This window comes from Ideonella azotifigens, from assembly GCF_006519715.1.
GTDB classification, from domain to species: domain Bacteria; phylum Pseudomonadota; class Gammaproteobacteria; order Burkholderiales; family Burkholderiaceae_C; genus Ideonella; species Ideonella azotifigens.
Genome location: NZ_VIDT01000072.1, coordinates 1 through 14163, shown reverse-complemented (window position 1 = coordinate 14163; position 14163 = coordinate 1). Strand labels below are relative to the sequence as shown.

Sequence of the window (14163 nt, the reverse complement as noted above, 5' to 3'; positions counted from 1 at the left end):
ATGCACCCAGTCCGACAGCGGAATGCCGGCCATGGCCACCAGGTAGCCCTCGGACCACTCGGCCCGGCCCTCGGGCTCGGCCGGGCTGCCTTCCGCCTGCCAGCGGGCGACGACTTCGCGCAGGCCGGGCTCGTCTACCGCCAGGCCGAGCAGGCGACCACTGTCCGGGTGGGCCAGGATGCGGCCTTGCTTGTCCATCACCAGGTCGATCAAGCCATCGGTGCTGGCCTTGATGTTGAGCTGCGCAAACAGGCTGCTCGATTCGAGCAGCAGGCCGCCGGCCAGCAGGCCCAGGTGCCGGCCCTGGGCGTCCAGCACCGGGGCGGCAATGACCAGCAGGGGCGCATTCAGCGTGCGGCTGCGCAGCGGCGCGGAAACCACCGGCTGGTCGCTGTGCATGGCGGCATGGAAGTAGTCGCGGTCGCCCACGTTGGGCAGGTCCTGGGTGCTGCCTGCCTTCTGGTCGACGCGGGCCAGCATCCTGCCGCTTGGCGCCACCGCAAAGGCCCCGTCGAACAGGCTGGCCAGTGCGGTTTCGCCCATCAGCAGTTGCGCCAGCGCGCCGCTGTCTCGCCAGTCGACGCTGCTGCTGTGCTGGGCCACGCGGGTCAGCACCTGGCGCAAGGTGTTCAGCTTGCTGCCCAGCAGCGCGGCGGTGCGCTCGCGGTTGTCGCGCTCCGCATTGAGCAGCATCTGGCGCAGGTCGGCCTGTGTGACCTGAAGCACCAGTTGCGCCGTGCCCAGCGCAGCGAGCACGCCAATCGTCACCACCATCGCGGTGATGCGGAACTTCAGCGTGCGGAGGATGGCGAACTTGCCCAAGGCGCGCGAAGGCTGGCGTGAGCGAAGAGGTGATGCGGCGGCGGCAAAGCGGTTGTCAGTCGCTCAGCAAGCCCTTGGTTTCGATGAAGCGCACCACTTCTGCCAGCCCCTCGCGGGTCTTCAGGTTGGTCATCACGAAGGGTCGGTTCGGCCGCATGCGCCGGGTGTCGGCCTCCATCACCGACAGGTCCGCGCCCACATGCGGCGCGAGGTCGGTCTTGTTGATGACAAACAGGTCGCTCTTGGTGATGCCGGGGCCGCCCTTGCGCGGGATCTTCTCGCCCGCGGCGACGTCGATCACGTAGATCGTCAGGTCGCTCAGTTCGGGGCTGAAGGTGGCGGCCAGGTTGTCGCCGCCGGACTCGATGAAGACGATGTCGGCGTCCGGGAACTGCGCCAGCATGCGGTCCACCGCTTCGAGGTTGATCGAGGCGTCTTCACGGATGGCCGTGTGCGGGCAGCCGCCGGTCTCCACGCCCATGATGCGCTCGGGTGCCAGCGCGCCGGCCACGGTGAGCAGGCGCTGGTCTTCCTTGGTGTAGATGTCGTTGGTGACGACGACCAGGTCCCACTTGTCGCGCATCGTCTTGCACAGCATTTCGACCAGCGTCGTCTTGCCCGAGCCCACCGGGCCGCCAACGCCGACGCGCAGTGGTGGCAAGGTCTTGGTGCGTTGGGCGGGCAGCTGGGTCATGGTGCGGGTCCGGCGATGCAGGTGAAGACAACAAGGGCTTCATCATGACATGCGCGGCGCCTGCCGAAGCGGCCCGAGAACGAGGAGGTGCGCAGGCGGCGGCCGGCCGAAAGGCGAGGGGGAGGACCTGCCGGCCCGCACCGCCGCCTGCGCGAAACTGCCGGGCCGGCCTCAGGCCGCGATGCCCACCGTCAACGATGCGACGTAGCCGGCGCTGTTGCTGCCGCTGATCTCGGCGATCTGCAGTGTGGTGCCGTCGCTGAAGACGTTGTCGGTCGCAAAGCTGATGCTGGCCAGGTTGCTGACGCTTTCCTGATAGCCACTGGCGCTGTAGACCGTGTTCAGCGTGGCCAGCGGGAAGCTGAGCTGCGAGGTCTTGACCTTGTGCGTGGCCGAGGTGGCCACGTCCAGGCTGGGATAGACCTCGAAATGGATGTGCGGCATGCGGCCCGAATAGCAGCCGGGGAAGATGGTGGTGAAGGTTACCTCGCCACTGGCATTCGCTTCCTGCACCCCGCGCAGGTAGCTCACATTGGTCAGCGAGCTGGCGTAGAGCGAGTAGTCACCGCCCTGGTCGCAGTGCCAGAGGTAGACGGCGTAGCCGGCCAGCGAGGCGCAACTGCTGTTGGTGTTGACCAACGTCAACGTCAGTGTCAACGGCACGCCGCTGGCTACCGCGCTGCTGCTGCCCAGGCTGGGCGTGATGTCGCTGCGCACGATGCCGCTGAGCAGCAGTGCGTTGGCGACGCTGCCGTTGACGCTGTTCGAGCCATCGCCAGGGTAGGGACCGGCGGTCTCTTCGGGGATCACCGAGCAGCTGCCGGTCGTGGTGGTCGTCGTGCCGCTGCCACTGCCGCTGCTGCCGGAGTCCGTGCTGGTGTCGGTGGTCGTGCTGCTGCTGTCGCCACCGCCGCCGCAGGCCACCATGGCCAGCGAGCCCAGCGGTGCCAGGCTGCCTGCGGCCAGCCAGCGCAATGCGCGGCGGCGTTGCAGCTCGCGTGGCAGGGTCGCCGGCAGGGACTGCGCAGCGGCCAGCAGGCGCAGGTCGTGTTGCAGGCCTTCGTCGGCATGCGCTGCGTGCGCGCCGGCAATGTTCGGGGCAGTGGATGGCATGTGGGCTCTCCGCCGGTGGACCGGCTTGTGGGCACAGCGGGCAGTGGGTGCCTCGGCGATGTGCTGAGCTGGATGCTCGCGGCCGCAGGTTGCCGCTCTGTTGCTGTTGCGTAAGCCGGAACTCGCGCGTGCGCTGCGTCACGCAGCGCGGCCTGGCGAGCGCCTCAGGAGCGGAACAACCGCGAGTACTGCGCCTCGTGCTGGGCGCTGAGGATGGCCAGCATCGGCGTGCAGGCCTGGCGCTGGTCCTCGGGCAACTGCAGCGTGGCATCTATCACTGCCGGCAAGGCCTCCACCAGCCGCGCCAGCATGCGCTGGCCGGCGCTCTGGCCCAGCGGCACGGACTTGATCGCGGCCTGCACCATGTTCTCGGCCCAGCCAAAGGCATGCGCCAGCAGCGCCTCGCGGCGGGGTGCGCCCGTGTGCAGCGCGGCCAGTGCAAAGGCCACCGGCCAGGTCGGCGCAGGGGCCAGGCTGCCGAGCGCCACCACGCGTGGGTCCTGCGGCTGGCGCTGCAGCAGCCAGAGCTGCAGCGAACGGCCCATTTGCTCGGTCTGCAGCCGCATCTCACTGCTTTCGCGGGTCTGGCGCACCCAGTCGTTCAGCGCGGTGACGCGCACCAGGTCGTGCTGCTGCCAGGCCTCGTGCGCGGCGGCGGCAACGGCCAGGTCGGCACGCGACAGCGCCAGCTTCAGCTGGTCCAGCAACCAGTTGCCGGCCGAGACCTCGTCCCGCACCAGCCCGCTTTCGATCGCCGCTTCCAGTCCTTCCGAATAGCTGAAGCCACCGACCGGCAGCGCTGGCGAGGCCAGCCACATCAGCTGCAGCAGCGCGCTCGGGCTCAGGGCTTCGGCAGAGGCCACGGACTCAGTGATCGTGGCCGTGGTCATGCCCGTGGTCGTGGCCGCAACCGGGGCCATGCACGTGCGGTGCCGCGGCGACGGCAATGCCAATCGGCTTGCCGCGCACCGGCGCAGGGGCCGCGGCAGGCGCGTGATCGTGCCCGTGCCCGTGCCCGTGCCCGTGCCCGTGATCATGGCCTGCGCCGTGGTCGTCATGCGCATGACCGTGGGCATGTCCACCCGCCGCGTAGGCACCGGCCTCCGGCTCGAAGGCGGTCTGTGTTTCCCGCACGATCAAGTGCATTTGCCGCAGCATGTCGGCCAGCACGTGGTCAGGCTCCAGCAGCAGGTGATCGGTCTGCAGCGCCAGTTGCACGTGGCGGTTGCCCAGGTGGTAGGCGGCCCGCATCAGATCGAACGGGCTGCCGTGCTCGGCGCAGGCGCGCACTTCCAGCACCGGCTGTGGCGCGGCCTTGACGGCAATCAGCGAGCCGTCCTCGGCCACCAGCACGTCGCCACCGCGCACCACGCTGCCCCGCGCCAGGAACACGCCCAGCCGCCGGCCGGTGGAATCCTGCGCCTCGAAGCGGCTCTTCTGCCGCACATCCCAGTCCAGCTCCACCGTGGCGGCGCGCTTGAGCAACACAGGGGCCAGGCCCTGGCCGCGGGAAATGAGTTTGCGAATGGTCAGCATGGCAGCGGTTCCCTGGGCGGGGCACAACAGGATCAAGCCGACATGGTACCGGGTGGCAATGCTGGATCAGCCGTTGCTGGCGATGTCGCGGAGTTTGTCTGCATCGAGGATCATGATGCGCTTGTAGACGGCGGCGACCACGGCTTCGTCGGCGAGTTGGCGCAGTTCCTTGTTCATGGTCTGGCGCGAGACGCCCAGCATCGTCGCCAGATCGCCTTGCGACAGGCCGATGCTGAGACTCTGGCCGCTGCGCAGCGGTGTGCCGGTCTGGCCGGCCAGGCTGGCCAGCGTGGCGGCCAGGCGCACCCGCAGCGAACCCAGCACCTGCTGGTGCAGGCTCTGCAGGCTTTCACGCTGGCGCCGCAGCGCCAGGCGCGAGACGTCCTTCCAGAGCCTGGGCTCTGCGTCCAGCTCGGCGATCACAGCGTCTGCCGGCAGGTGGATGACCTGCGACTCCTCATGCGCCGTGTAGTTGTAGAAACCCAGGGGGGTTTCGTCCAGCAGCCGCACCAGCGGGGCCACATGGCCGGGTGACATGAAGCTGTGCAGGTACTTGCGGCCGTCGGCATTGGTGCGGCTGATCTCCACCATGCCCGAGACCAGCACCAGCAACTCGCGCCGCGCAATGTCGTGCCCCAGCACCAGCGCACCGCGCGCATGGCGCACCAGCCGTGCCGACTGCATCAGGTTGGCAATGCGAGGATAGGGCCATTCGGAAAACAGCTCGGTCCAGCGCAGCACGCGCTGGATCAGCAGGCTGTTGTCGCGCAGCGTCTCGCCATCGGCTTGATCGGCTTCGGTGGACGGGCTCGGGGTGTCATCAGGGGTAGGCAAGGGCGCGGCGCGATGGCAGTGTGAAGAAGTTCTATTGCCGCGGATCTTCCCCATTCTGTCAATCGGTTGACAGATTTGGCCGAGGGCCGCGGCCTATCGTTGTCAAGGACAGGCACGGTGCAGCTGGCACCCGGGCCTGTCCACCGCAGGGAGTCCAAAACATGAAATATCAGGCCAGCATCCTCGCTCACGATGCTTTCTTATTCAAGACCCGCATGTCGCTCGGCAGCGCGGTCTTGCTGGGCGCTGCTTGGGCCTCACCGGTGTGGGCTGGCAGCGTCACCGTGTCTGGCGCGCTGGACCAGTACGTGGCCTGGGCCAAGGCCGGCTCGCGCACCCAGTACCGGGTGGACGATGGCGGCAACATCGCCTCGCGCATCAACTTCAAGGGCACCGAAGATCTTGGGGATGGGCTGCGTGCCAATTTTCTGATGGAGAGTGGCTTCAACGCCGACACCGGCACGGGTACCGTGCCCGGGCCTGATTTCGGCTGGACGCGGCAGATCTATGTGGGCCTCGCCGGCCGCTGGGGCTCGGTCGACCTGGGCCGCATGTACACCCCCGTCTTCTATGGCATCTACCGGGCCGATCCGTTTGGCCTGAACGTGGTGTTCTCGCCGCTGAACCTGGTTTCGGCCATTGACGGCCAGACGCGGCTGAACCCGTTTGCGGGTCGCGGCAGCAACATGCTGCGCTACCGCACCCCGGCCGAGTCGCCGCTGATCCTGGACCTTGCGTGGGCACCGGGCGAGTCGCTGGTCGAGAGCCGCCACAGCGGGGACTTGGTCGGGGGCCGCATCGGCTGGGCCACCGACACCTTCTACCTCGGCTATGGTCTTCAGCGCGCGCGCGAAGGCTCCGCCGCCAGGCCCGTGCCCACGCCTGCCACGTCCAAGTACCAGGCCTTCAGCGCCTCGTACAAGTTCAACGAGCAGTTCCAGCTGACGGCCAACTTCGTTCGCAACACCTCGAACCTGGACGGCGTGCCGGCTGCCCGCATCACCTCGCTCGGCACCAGCTGGACGATTGCGACCACCACCACCTTGTTGGCCGAGGTCGCCCGGCGGGAACTGCACGACAGCCCGCGCGGCCAGATCGTGATGACCTTGGGTGCGGACTACTACCTCAGCAAGCGCACCGTGCTGTACGGCCGCGCACTGGGGCTGAACAACCGCGGTGGCTCGTCGGTCAGCATGGCGCAGGTGGCCATCACACCCGGCAGCGACGAAGACACCAAGGTGGTGGCCTTGGGCATGCGGCACAGCTTCTAGGCACCGTCCGAACCAGAGCAGTCCATGAAAGAAAGTCAAACCACGCCAGACGACGCCTTGCTGCACCAGGCCGAAGAGGCCGTGCTCTATGCCTATCCGGTGTACGAGATGTGCCGCATGCGCGCGCTGACCTCGCCGCAGCGACTGCCCGGCGGCGAAGCCCTGGCACCACCGCGGCGCTGGTGCAATCGCTTCATGCACGCCCGCCGGCTGATGCGGCCAGGCCAGAGCCGCGTGCCCACCCCCAATCACGACACGCTCTATTCCACCGCCTGGCTGGACCTGGCGGACGGCGCCTGGGTGCTGGACATGCCCGGCATGGCGGGCCGCTACCACGTGATGGGCTTGCTGGACATGTTCACCAACCCGTTTGCGCACCTCGGCCAGCGCCTCACCGGCAACCAGGCGCGCAGCTTCCTGATCACCGGGCCTGGCTGGCGTGGCGAGGTGCCGGCTGCCTTTCGTGGTCGCCACGAGCATGTGATCTCTCCGACACGCTGGGTCTGGCTGCTGGGCCGGATGCTGGTCGAGGAAGACGAGCGCGACCTGCCGGCGGCCCATGCGCTGCAGAACGCGATCCGTCTCTCCAGCCTGCCGGACTGGGAGGCCGGCCGGCCCAGCGAGGCCACGGCCTTCGACCCCGAATGCGACCCGAACGCTGCGCTGGATGCCACGCTGTTTGCGACCCAGGTCAACCGCGCGCTGCGTGACGACCCGCCGCCCGAGGACGATGCGTGGCTCAAGGCCGCACTGGCCAGTGCGGGCCTGGGCCCAGGCTGGCCGGTGCCGGAAGGCGAACAGCTCGCGTTGCTGCAGAAGGGGCTGGACCAGGCGCTGACGCGGCTGCGCACGCTGGAGAACGGCCGTCGCACCATGACCGGCTGGCTGCAGATGCCGCTGATCGGCAACACCTTTGCGCAGGACTATGAGTTCCGCGCGCTGGTCGCCTTGAAATACATCGGCATGCTCGAGAGCCGCGAGGCCACCTACTCGCTGGCACTGAACGATTCGCAGGGCCGGCCCCTCACCGGCAGCCACCGCTACCGCATGCGCTTCAAGCCAGGCACCTTGCCACGCGTCTATGCCTTCTGGTCGCTCACGCTTTACAGCAACGCCGATGGCATGCTGGTGCCCAACGTGCTGCACCGCCATGCGATTGGCGACCGCACGCCCGGCCTGCAGTACGACGCCGACGGTGGTCTGACACTGACACTCTCGCACGAGCCGCCGCAAGACCAGTTCGACATGCCCTCCGCGCGCGCCAACTGGCTGCCCGCGCCCGCCGATGGCTTCTACCTCTGCCTGAGGTTTTACCTGCCCAGCGACGCGGTGCTGGAGTCGCGCACGCCGCTGCCGCCACTGCAGCGCGAGGAGGGCATCGTCGCGGGGTGATAGGGTGCGGGCACGCGATGCGTCCCATGCCCTCCCACCCGATGCACCTGAAGTTCCGCTTTTCCCCCTGGCGCCTGGCTTTGCAGGTCTGGCCTTGCCTGCTCGCACCCGCCAGCCACGCTGCACCGGCCGATGACGCCGCCACGAGCTACCCCACGCGGCAGATCACATTGATCGTGCCCACCGCGGCGGCAGGCGGCACCGACACCGTGGCCCGGCTCTTCGCACCCGCGCTGGCGCAGCTGCTCAAGCAGCCGGTGTTGGTCGAGAACAAACCCGGCGCCAATGGCATCCTCGGCGCTGACGCGGTGGCCCATGCGCCCCCGGATGGTCACAAGCTGCTGTTCGCCTACGCCGCGGCCATGGTGGTCAACCCCAGCCTCTACCGCAAGCTGCCGTACGACACCTTGCGCGACTTCGTGCCCGTCGTGCAGATCGGCAGGGGAGGCAACCTGCTGCTGGTGCGCAGCGACATGCCGGTCAAGACGCTGCAGGACTTTGTTGCCTATGCCAAGGCCCGGCCTGGCCAGCTCAGCTACTGCTCCTGGGGCGCAGGCTCCGGCGGCCATCTCGCGATGGAAAGCCTCAGCAGGCAGGCCGGACTGCAGATGACGCATGTGCCCTACAAAGGCACCGCACCTTGCGTGCAGGACCTGCTGGGTGGCCAGGTCAACGCGGCATTTGCCGACACCACCTCCACGGTGGAACTCGTCAAGGCGGGCAAGCTGCGCCCGCTGGTCAACAGCGGCCCGGCCCGGCTGCCGCTGATGCCGGATGTGCCCACGATGAACGAAGCAGGCCACCCGTTCACCACCTATGCCTGGTACGGCCTTTTCGCTCCCGCCGGCACGCCGGACGCCATCGTGCACAAGCTCAACCGGGTCGTGAACCAGCTGATCCAGGATCCCGCCATCCGCCGGCGCATGAACGAGCTGAACACCAACGAGATGCAATCCAACACCCCGGAAGACTTCGCCGCCACCATCCGCCAAGACCTGAAGGACTGGGGCCAGTTGGTGCGGCAGACGGGGGTGGTGCTGGACTGAGGACGTGCGCTGATAGGGCCCCGCTGGGGTCGGCGCTGCCTTGTTGCTGCCGCACGATGAGAGCCTGGCGGAGCACGGCGTCGCCGCGCATCAGGCGCCCAGCAGCTCGGTCAGATGCAAAAAGCTGCGCGCATGAAGGTCGTTGCCGTCCTGCGGTGACACGTCCTTGATCTGCGACGCACCGAATTCGAGGGGGCGTTCGATGTAGGCCGTGCCCAGGCCGCAGGCGCGGGCGGCGGCGAGGTCGTCATGATGGGCTGCCACCAGCATGACCTGCGCGGGCTGAACGTCCAGCAGCCTGGCCACGCCCAGGTAGGTCGCGGGATCTGGCTTGTAGCGCTGGAAGGTTTCGGCGGAGAGCACGCAGTCCCAGGGCAGGCCGCCGCCGTGGCGGGCCAGGTCCACCAGCAGGCTGAGGTTGCCGTTCGACAGCGTGGTGAGGATGAAGCGCTGCTTCAGGCGCTGCAGGCCGGCCACCACGTCGGGCCACGGATCCAGCCTGTGCCACGCAAAGTTCAGTGCATGGCGCTGTTCTTCAGGCATGGCCTGGAGACCGAAGCGGGGCAGGATTTCGTCGAGGATCTGCCGGTGCAGGTCGTCGATGCGCGTCCAGCCTTGCTCACCGCGCATCACGCGTTGCATCGCCGGCCGGTAGCCCCCGCGCCAGGCCAGCGCAAAGGCATTGGCATCCACCGCCAGGCCCAGCGCTTCGACTTCGCGCACGATGCCGCCGTGCCAGTCGACCACCGTGCCGAAGACGTCGAAGGCGAGGACTTTGGGTTGGGAGAAGGGTGTCATGTCTCGGGTCCCGGAATGCGCTCGGCGCTGCACATTGCACAGTACCTGGCTTGCGGTGTGCGCAGAGGCTTTCCGCAGGCATGGCAAGGTGGTCCGTAGATGCTGAGCCGATGATGGAAGAGCGCGTTGGGGTTGGTTTCCTCAAAGCCGGTGATCTGCGAATAGGCGGCGAGGGCTTGCTGGCCGAAACCCTTCTCCTGGGCTTCCGCCAGCGAGCATTGATGTGTCTCTCGGTATCGCTTGATCTGCTCGAACGCATTCGTCAGATGAGGTGACACCGAGTTCCACTCCGCCTCCGTGAGCATCGGGATTTCCATTCTGCAGCGCCAACAGTAGATGGTCGAGGGCATGGCGTGGTAGTCGATGCGCGGAGCATCGCTGGGTGCTTCAAGTCTGGAGGCCGACATCTTGCCCGACGCCTTCAACTCAGCGGGATGCGTCTGCGGAAATCGCTGTCGGCGGCTTGCCGGTCTGCCGGTTCTCAGTGTTGAGGACGGGTATAGAGCGGGAGCGAGGATGCTCCCGCGGAAGCTGCGGGTTTGCCGGGCTGCGCTGCTTCAACCCTTGTTCGTCGCCAGCTTCTCGCCCAACTCGGCGTCTATGGCCTTGGCGGCTTGGTAGGCAGGACGTTCGCTCAAGCCCGCCGTGTAGGCCTCGAACTCGGGCCGCTTGGGAATGCCATTGAAGGCCATGCCCCACATCACATGGGAGCCGACGTACACGTCTGCCGCGCTGAAACGGTCACCGGCAATGTAGCGCTTGCCCTTGAGCGCCCGCGCCAAGGTGTCCAGCGTGTGTTCGTAGGTGCCATAGCCCACCATGCGTTGCTGTTCGGGGCTGATGTCTACCTTCAGCGACTGGTTGGTCACGGCGGCTTCCAGCGGGCCGGCGGCGAAGAACAGCCAGCGGTAGTAGTCGGCACGGTCCGGGTTGGCTGGCGCCAGGCCGGATTCGGGAAATGCATCCGCCAGGTAGGCGCAAATGGCGGCGCATTCGGTCACGACCTGGCCGCGGTGCACGACGGTGGGCACCTTGCCCATCGGGTTCAGCGCGAGGTAGCTGGCGTCCTTCATCGCCGGGCCGAAGCCCAGCACCTGTTGCCGGTAGGGCGTGCCGACTTCCTCCAGCATCCAGCGAACGATGCCGCCACGGGACCAGGGGTGGGTGTAGAAGACCAGTTCCGTGTCGGTTGATTCGGTCAATGCCATGGCGTTCCTCCTTGGGTGGGTGGTGCGAGCCTGCATTGTTGGCCTCGGCCAGCGGCGCGTTCAAGGCCCTTCTGCTGCAGGCGTTCCCTGGTGATACAGCAGTTGCCAGCCCTGCTGCGTGCGCCGCCAGACGGACGAGCGATGTGTGGCGTTGACCAGCGTGTCGCCAGTCGCGCGGTGGGCCGACTGGTAGGTGAGCAAGGCCGTGTCCGGGCCCAGGGGCGTGACCGCGTGGCCCCAGGCCAGCACGTCCGGCCAGTGGGCCTGGCCGGCGAGGAACTGCAGCACCGTCTCGCGGGTGTATGGGCGGCCGGAGCGGCCCACTTCGTGGAAGTCGGCATGCAGCAGTTCTTCCAGACGCGATGGTGAGCAGCGTGCGCCTGGGTGATGCAGCTCGGCTTCCAGGGCCTGCAGTGTGGCGCGCAGCGCGGCGTGAGGGGATGCCGATGCGCCAGCGTCCACCGGCGCAAAGCGCGCCTGGCTGCGGCCCTCACTGGTGATCTCCCCGGTGAACATCTCGAACGGGCGCACCCACCAGCCGGTCTGGTTGTAGAGCGGCCGGTAGACCACGAACGCTTCCAGGCTCTCGCTGTGGCGGGCCACGCCGACCACCTCGTATTCGCCGCCCTTGTAGTGGCGGTAGCGGCCCAGTTGAAGCTGGGGCAGGGCGGGCAGGGCTTCGGATTCGCTCATGCAGGTCTTCTGGTTTTCGGCTGGGATCGGCAGGGTAGCCCAGCCAGGGGTGTCGCTTCGCAGTCACCAAGCGCGTGAAATACTCGCGGCCATTTTTAACGATGCATGACGCCTGACGAAGCCGCGTGAACGCCGCGCGCTGTTCCTCGTCAAGATGTCCGTCCTTCCCCGGTCCTGCCTTGCCTTACGCCATGAATCGCCGTCACGTTCTCTGCCATCTCGCCGCCCTGTCCGGTGCCGCCAGCCTGCCCGCGCTGGCCGATGGCGCGCCCATCCTGCTGGGACAGTCCGCCCCATTCAGCGGGCCTGCCAGCGAGCTCGGCCTGGCGTTCCGGCAGGGGGCGATGCTGGTGTTCGACCAGGTGAACGCGCGCGGCGGCATTGGTGGGCGCAAGATCGAGTTGCGCAGCATGGACGACGGTTACGAGCCCGAGCGCTGTGCGGCCAACACCCGGTCGCTGATCGGCGCAGGCGTCACTGCGCTGTTCGGCTATGTCGGCACGCCCACCTCGCTCGCCGCGCTGCCCTTGTTCACGGCGGCCAAAGTGCCGTTTGTGGCGCCCTACACCGGCGCCGAGGCGCTGCGCACGCCGTTCAACCGCTACGTGTTCAACGTGCGGGCGTCCTACTTCGACGAGGCCGCCGAGATCGTCAAGCAGATCACCGCAGTGGGCATCAAGCGGGTGGCCGTGTTCTACCAGGACGACAGCTACGGTCAGTCCGGCCTGCAGGGCGTGCAGGCGGCGCTCAAGCCGCTGGGCCTGGCGCCGGTGTCGCTGGGCACGGTGGAGCGCAACTCCACCGACGTGGCCGCCGCGGTGAAGAGCGTGGTGGCCGGCTCGCCCGAGTGCGTGATCCAGATCAGCGCCTACAAGTCCTGCGCGGCCTTCATCCGTGCGGCCAGGCTGGCCGGCTTTGGCGGCAATTTCTACAACCTCTCGTTTGTCGGCACGCAGGCACTGGCCGACGAGTTGGGCTCGGCCGCGAAGGGCGTGATCGTCTCGCAGGTCATGCCTTTCCCGTTCTCGACCCGCACGCCGGTGGCGGGTGAATACCTCGACCGGCTCAAGGCCTCCCACCTGCCGGGCAAGGACCCGAGCTACAGCGGCATGGAAGGGTATGTCGCTGCGCGAACAATGGTCGAGGGCCTGCGCCGCGCGGGCAATACCATCCATGCCGAGAGCCTGGTGGCCGGCCTCGAATCGCTGCACGACTTCGACCTGGGCGGCTTCTTCGTCAACTTCTCGGCCCAGCGCCACAATGGCTCGAAGTTCGTCGACATGACGATCCTGACCGAGGACGGCCGCGTGCGGCACTGACCCAAGCGGGTGCCTGAATTGAGGGCCGTGTCAGGCAGCGCACGGGATGGGCCGCCACAATGGCCGCCGTGTCCCATTTGCCAACCTGCCGTACCGGTGCCGACACCTGCTTCGCGAGCCGCATCGCCGCTCACCTGCTGGCATGCTGCCTCGCCATTGGCCTGATCGCGCCCTGTGCAGCGCTGGAGCCTGACCGCCGGCTCGGCCAGCTGCAGCACAGCGCCTGGTTTGCGCGCGATGGCGCGCCGACCGAGATCGTCGGCATCACGCAGACGCCTGACGGTTTCCTCTGGCTGGGCACGACCAGTGGCCTGTTCCGTTTCGACGGGCTGAAGTTCGAGCGGGTCGACCTGTTCCCCGCCGGGAGCAGCCTGGGCCATGCCCAGAACATCAGCACCCTGACGCTGGCACCTGACGGCAGCCTGTGGATCGGCTTCAGGCTGGGCGGCGTGCTGCGCTGGGACGCTGCACCTGCGGCTTCGTCCGCCAGCGCACACTGGTACGGCACCGAAGCCGGCTTGCCAAACGGCACGGTCTTCCACCTGCTGCAGGACCGCGACGGCCAGGTCTGGGCGGCCACGGCGCTGGGCCTTTTTGCACTGCAGGCCGATGGCCGCTGGTCCGAGGTAGGCCCAGCACAAGGGCTGGACGGCCACTTCTACCAATACCTGATGCAGGACGCTGGCGGCACCCTGTGGCTGAACGGGCCCAACGGCCGCTGGGACCTGCGCCGGCCGGGCGCGTCGCGTTTCGAACGCGCCGTCGGCATGGACCAGGTGAATGACATGTCGATCGACCGCGAGGGCCGCCGCTGGCTGTGGGATCGCGACGACCGGCTGCGGCTGGCCGATGGCGCCGCGGCGCCACGGCTGCCGGTACGGTCCATCGGCCATCACGGTGGCGGCCTGCGCGCCGACCGTGATGGCGGCATCTGGCTGTTCCTGTCCGATGGCGGCATGCTGCGCCTGGCCAGGCCCGAGGATCCTGCCTCCGGCTTCGAGCATTTCGATGCGCAGGACGGCCTGTCCGGCGACCGCGTCACGGCCTCTTTCGTGGACCGTGACGGCAACCTGTGGGTGGGCACCGCCAAGGGACTGGACCGCTTCCGCCCGGCGCGCGCGGTGCCGGCACCTCTGGCTCACGGCTTGGAGGTGGGTGTGATGGCGCCACTGGACGACGGTTCGGTGGTGACCGGCTCGATCGGCCAGCCGCCGGCACGGCTGTGGCCAACGGGTGCTTTCGAGGCCTTGCCGGGCGACTACCGGCCCGGCGAGACCATGTTCGGCGCAGCGGTGCGGGCACCTGACGGTACAGCCTGGGTCGGCGGCATTCCGGACCTGTGGCACCTGGTGGACGGCCGCATGCAGCGTGTGGCCGCGCCGGCCGACATCGCGCCGAAGAACCCGGTGCAGATCCTGGCGGCAGACGCGCAAGGCG

The 14163-nt window shown here is 67.9% G+C and carries 15 protein-coding genes; 5 read left to right on the top strand and 10 right to left on the bottom strand.

Going from position 1 to position 14163, the window contains the following annotated elements; translation table 11 throughout:
* From FKP22_RS07285 to FKP22_RS07260, 6 genes are all read right to left on the bottom strand, one after another.
* Positions 1 to 822 (bottom strand): cache domain-containing protein (locus FKP22_RS07285; RefSeq protein WP_141286607.1); only part of this gene is annotated, 822 nt, incomplete at its 3' end.
* Positions 823 to 877: 55 nt separating this feature from the next.
* Positions 878 to 1516: an urease accessory protein UreG gene (ureG, locus tag FKP22_RS07280; RefSeq protein ID WP_141286605.1), complete on the bottom strand. Its 639-nt coding sequence runs from the start codon at positions 1514 to 1516 to the stop codon at positions 878 to 880.
* Between the two features lie 171 nt (positions 1517 to 1687).
* A complete protein-coding gene (locus tag FKP22_RS07275; RefSeq protein ID WP_141286603.1) occupies positions 1688 to 2629 on the bottom strand; it encodes a peptidase associated/transthyretin-like domain-containing protein in 942 nt (313 codons plus the stop codon).
* A 164-nt stretch (positions 2630 to 2793) separates the two neighbouring features.
* Positions 2794 to 3519 (bottom strand): urease accessory protein UreF, encoded by a 726-nt coding sequence (locus FKP22_RS07270; RefSeq protein WP_141286601.1) that lies wholly within the window; start codon positions 3517 to 3519, stop codon positions 2794 to 2796.
* Entirely contained in the window at positions 3497 to 4165 is a 669-nt protein-coding gene (gene ureE, locus FKP22_RS07265) for an urease accessory protein UreE (RefSeq protein ID WP_141286599.1), read from the bottom strand. Before ureE ends, FKP22_RS07270 begins: the two co-directional genes overlap by 23 nt.
* A gap of 66 nt (positions 4166 to 4231) precedes the next feature.
* Positions 4232 to 4999: a Crp/Fnr family transcriptional regulator gene (locus tag FKP22_RS07260; protein ID WP_231011489.1), complete on the bottom strand. Its 768-nt coding sequence runs from the start codon at positions 4997 to 4999 to the stop codon at positions 4232 to 4234.
* A gap of 161 nt (positions 5000 to 5160) precedes the next feature.
* On the opposite strand from FKP22_RS07260, the gene FKP22_RS07255 reads away from it, so the two are divergent.
* Genes FKP22_RS07255 through FKP22_RS07245 form a run of 3 tightly spaced genes read left to right on the top strand, consistent with a single transcriptional unit; the run spans position 5161 to position 8708 of the window.
* Positions 5161 to 6270 carry a porin gene (locus tag FKP22_RS07255; protein ID WP_231011490.1) on the top strand — a complete coding sequence of 370 codons (1110 nt, stop codon included), beginning with the start codon at positions 5161 to 5163 and terminating at the stop codon, positions 6268 to 6270.
* Between the two features lie 24 nt (positions 6271 to 6294).
* A complete protein-coding gene (locus FKP22_RS07250) occupies positions 6295 to 7662 on the top strand; it encodes a DUF1254 domain-containing protein (protein WP_141286597.1) in 1368 nt (455 codons plus the stop codon).
* 26 nt (positions 7663 to 7688) lie between these two features.
* Entirely contained in the window at positions 7689 to 8708 is a 1020-nt protein-coding gene (locus FKP22_RS07245; protein WP_231011491.1) for a Bug family tripartite tricarboxylate transporter substrate binding protein, read from the top strand.
* A 90-nt stretch (positions 8709 to 8798) separates the two neighbouring features.
* Here FKP22_RS07245 and FKP22_RS07240 read toward each other — a convergent pair whose 3' ends face one another.
* The 4 genes from FKP22_RS07240 to FKP22_RS34350 all read right to left on the bottom strand — a co-directional run bounded on the left by FKP22_RS07240 (position 8799) and on the right by FKP22_RS34350 (position 11407).
* Entirely contained in the window at positions 8799 to 9506 is a 708-nt protein-coding gene (locus FKP22_RS07240; RefSeq protein WP_141286595.1) for a haloacid dehalogenase type II, read from the bottom strand.
* Positions 9503 to 9856, bottom strand: a complete 354-nt coding sequence (locus FKP22_RS07235) for a hypothetical protein (protein ID WP_141286593.1) — start codon at positions 9854 to 9856, stop codon at positions 9503 to 9505. The genes FKP22_RS07240 and FKP22_RS07235 overlap by 4 nt, the downstream gene beginning before the upstream one ends.
* Before the next feature lie 207 nt (positions 9857 to 10063).
* Positions 10064 to 10714 carry a glutathione S-transferase family protein gene (locus tag FKP22_RS07230; protein ID WP_141286591.1) on the bottom strand — a complete coding sequence of 217 codons (651 nt, stop codon included), beginning with the start codon at positions 10712 to 10714 and terminating at the stop codon, positions 10064 to 10066.
* 60 nt (positions 10715 to 10774) lie between these two features.
* Complete coding sequence (locus FKP22_RS34350; RefSeq protein WP_170200790.1) at positions 10775 to 11407, bottom strand: DUF1653 domain-containing protein; 633 nt, start codon at positions 11405 to 11407, stop codon at positions 10775 to 10777.
* Between the two features lie 191 nt (positions 11408 to 11598).
* Between FKP22_RS34350 and FKP22_RS07220 the strand changes: the two genes are divergently transcribed.
* Together FKP22_RS07220 and FKP22_RS07215 are read left to right on the top strand one after the other, a co-directional pair.
* Positions 11599 to 12726 (top strand): ABC transporter substrate-binding protein, encoded by a 1128-nt coding sequence (locus FKP22_RS07220; protein ID WP_141286589.1) that lies wholly within the window; start codon positions 11599 to 11601, stop codon positions 12724 to 12726.
* Positions 12727 to 12794: 68 nt separating this feature from the next.
* Positions 12795 to 14163 (top strand): ligand-binding sensor domain-containing protein (locus FKP22_RS07215; RefSeq protein WP_310733310.1); only part of this gene is annotated, 1369 nt, incomplete at its 3' end.

Excerpts from the sequence above, each read along its gene's own strand:
- FKP22_RS07270 (WP_141286601.1), bottom strand. The coding sequence starts at position 3,519 with ATGACCACGGCCACGATCACTGAGTCCGTGGCCTCTGCCGAAGCCCTG.
- FKP22_RS07230 (WP_141286591.1), bottom strand. The coding sequence starts at position 10,714 with ATGGCATTGACCGAATCAACCGACACGGAACTGGTCTTCTACACCCAC.
- FKP22_RS07235 (WP_141286593.1), bottom strand. The coding sequence starts at position 9,856 with ATGCCCTCGACCATCTACTGTTGGCGCTGCAGAATGGAAATCCCGATG.
- FKP22_RS07220 (WP_141286589.1), top strand. The coding sequence starts at position 11,599 with ATGAATCGCCGTCACGTTCTCTGCCATCTCGCCGCCCTGTCCGGTGCC.
- FKP22_RS07275 (WP_141286603.1), bottom strand. The coding sequence starts at position 2,629 with ATGCCATCCACTGCCCCGAACATTGCCGGCGCGCACGCAGCGCATGCC.
- FKP22_RS34350 (WP_170200790.1), bottom strand. The coding sequence starts at position 11,407 with ATGAGCGAATCCGAAGCCCTGCCCGCCCTGCCCCAGCTTCAACTGGGC.
- FKP22_RS07255 (WP_231011490.1), top strand. The coding sequence starts at position 5,161 with ATGAAATATCAGGCCAGCATCCTCGCTCACGATGCTTTCTTATTCAAG.
- FKP22_RS07245 (WP_231011491.1), top strand. The coding sequence starts at position 7,689 with ATGCCCTCCCACCCGATGCACCTGAAGTTCCGCTTTTCCCCCTGGCGC.
- ureG (WP_141286605.1), bottom strand. The coding sequence starts at position 1,516 with ATGACCCAGCTGCCCGCCCAACGCACCAAGACCTTGCCACCACTGCGC.
- FKP22_RS07250 (WP_141286597.1), top strand. The coding sequence starts at position 6,295 with ATGAAAGAAAGTCAAACCACGCCAGACGACGCCTTGCTGCACCAGGCC.
- FKP22_RS07240 (WP_141286595.1), bottom strand. The coding sequence starts at position 9,506 with ATGACACCCTTCTCCCAACCCAAAGTCCTCGCCTTCGACGTCTTCGGC.
- ureE (WP_141286599.1), bottom strand. The coding sequence starts at position 4,165 with ATGCTGACCATTCGCAAACTCATTTCCCGCGGCCAGGGCCTGGCCCCT.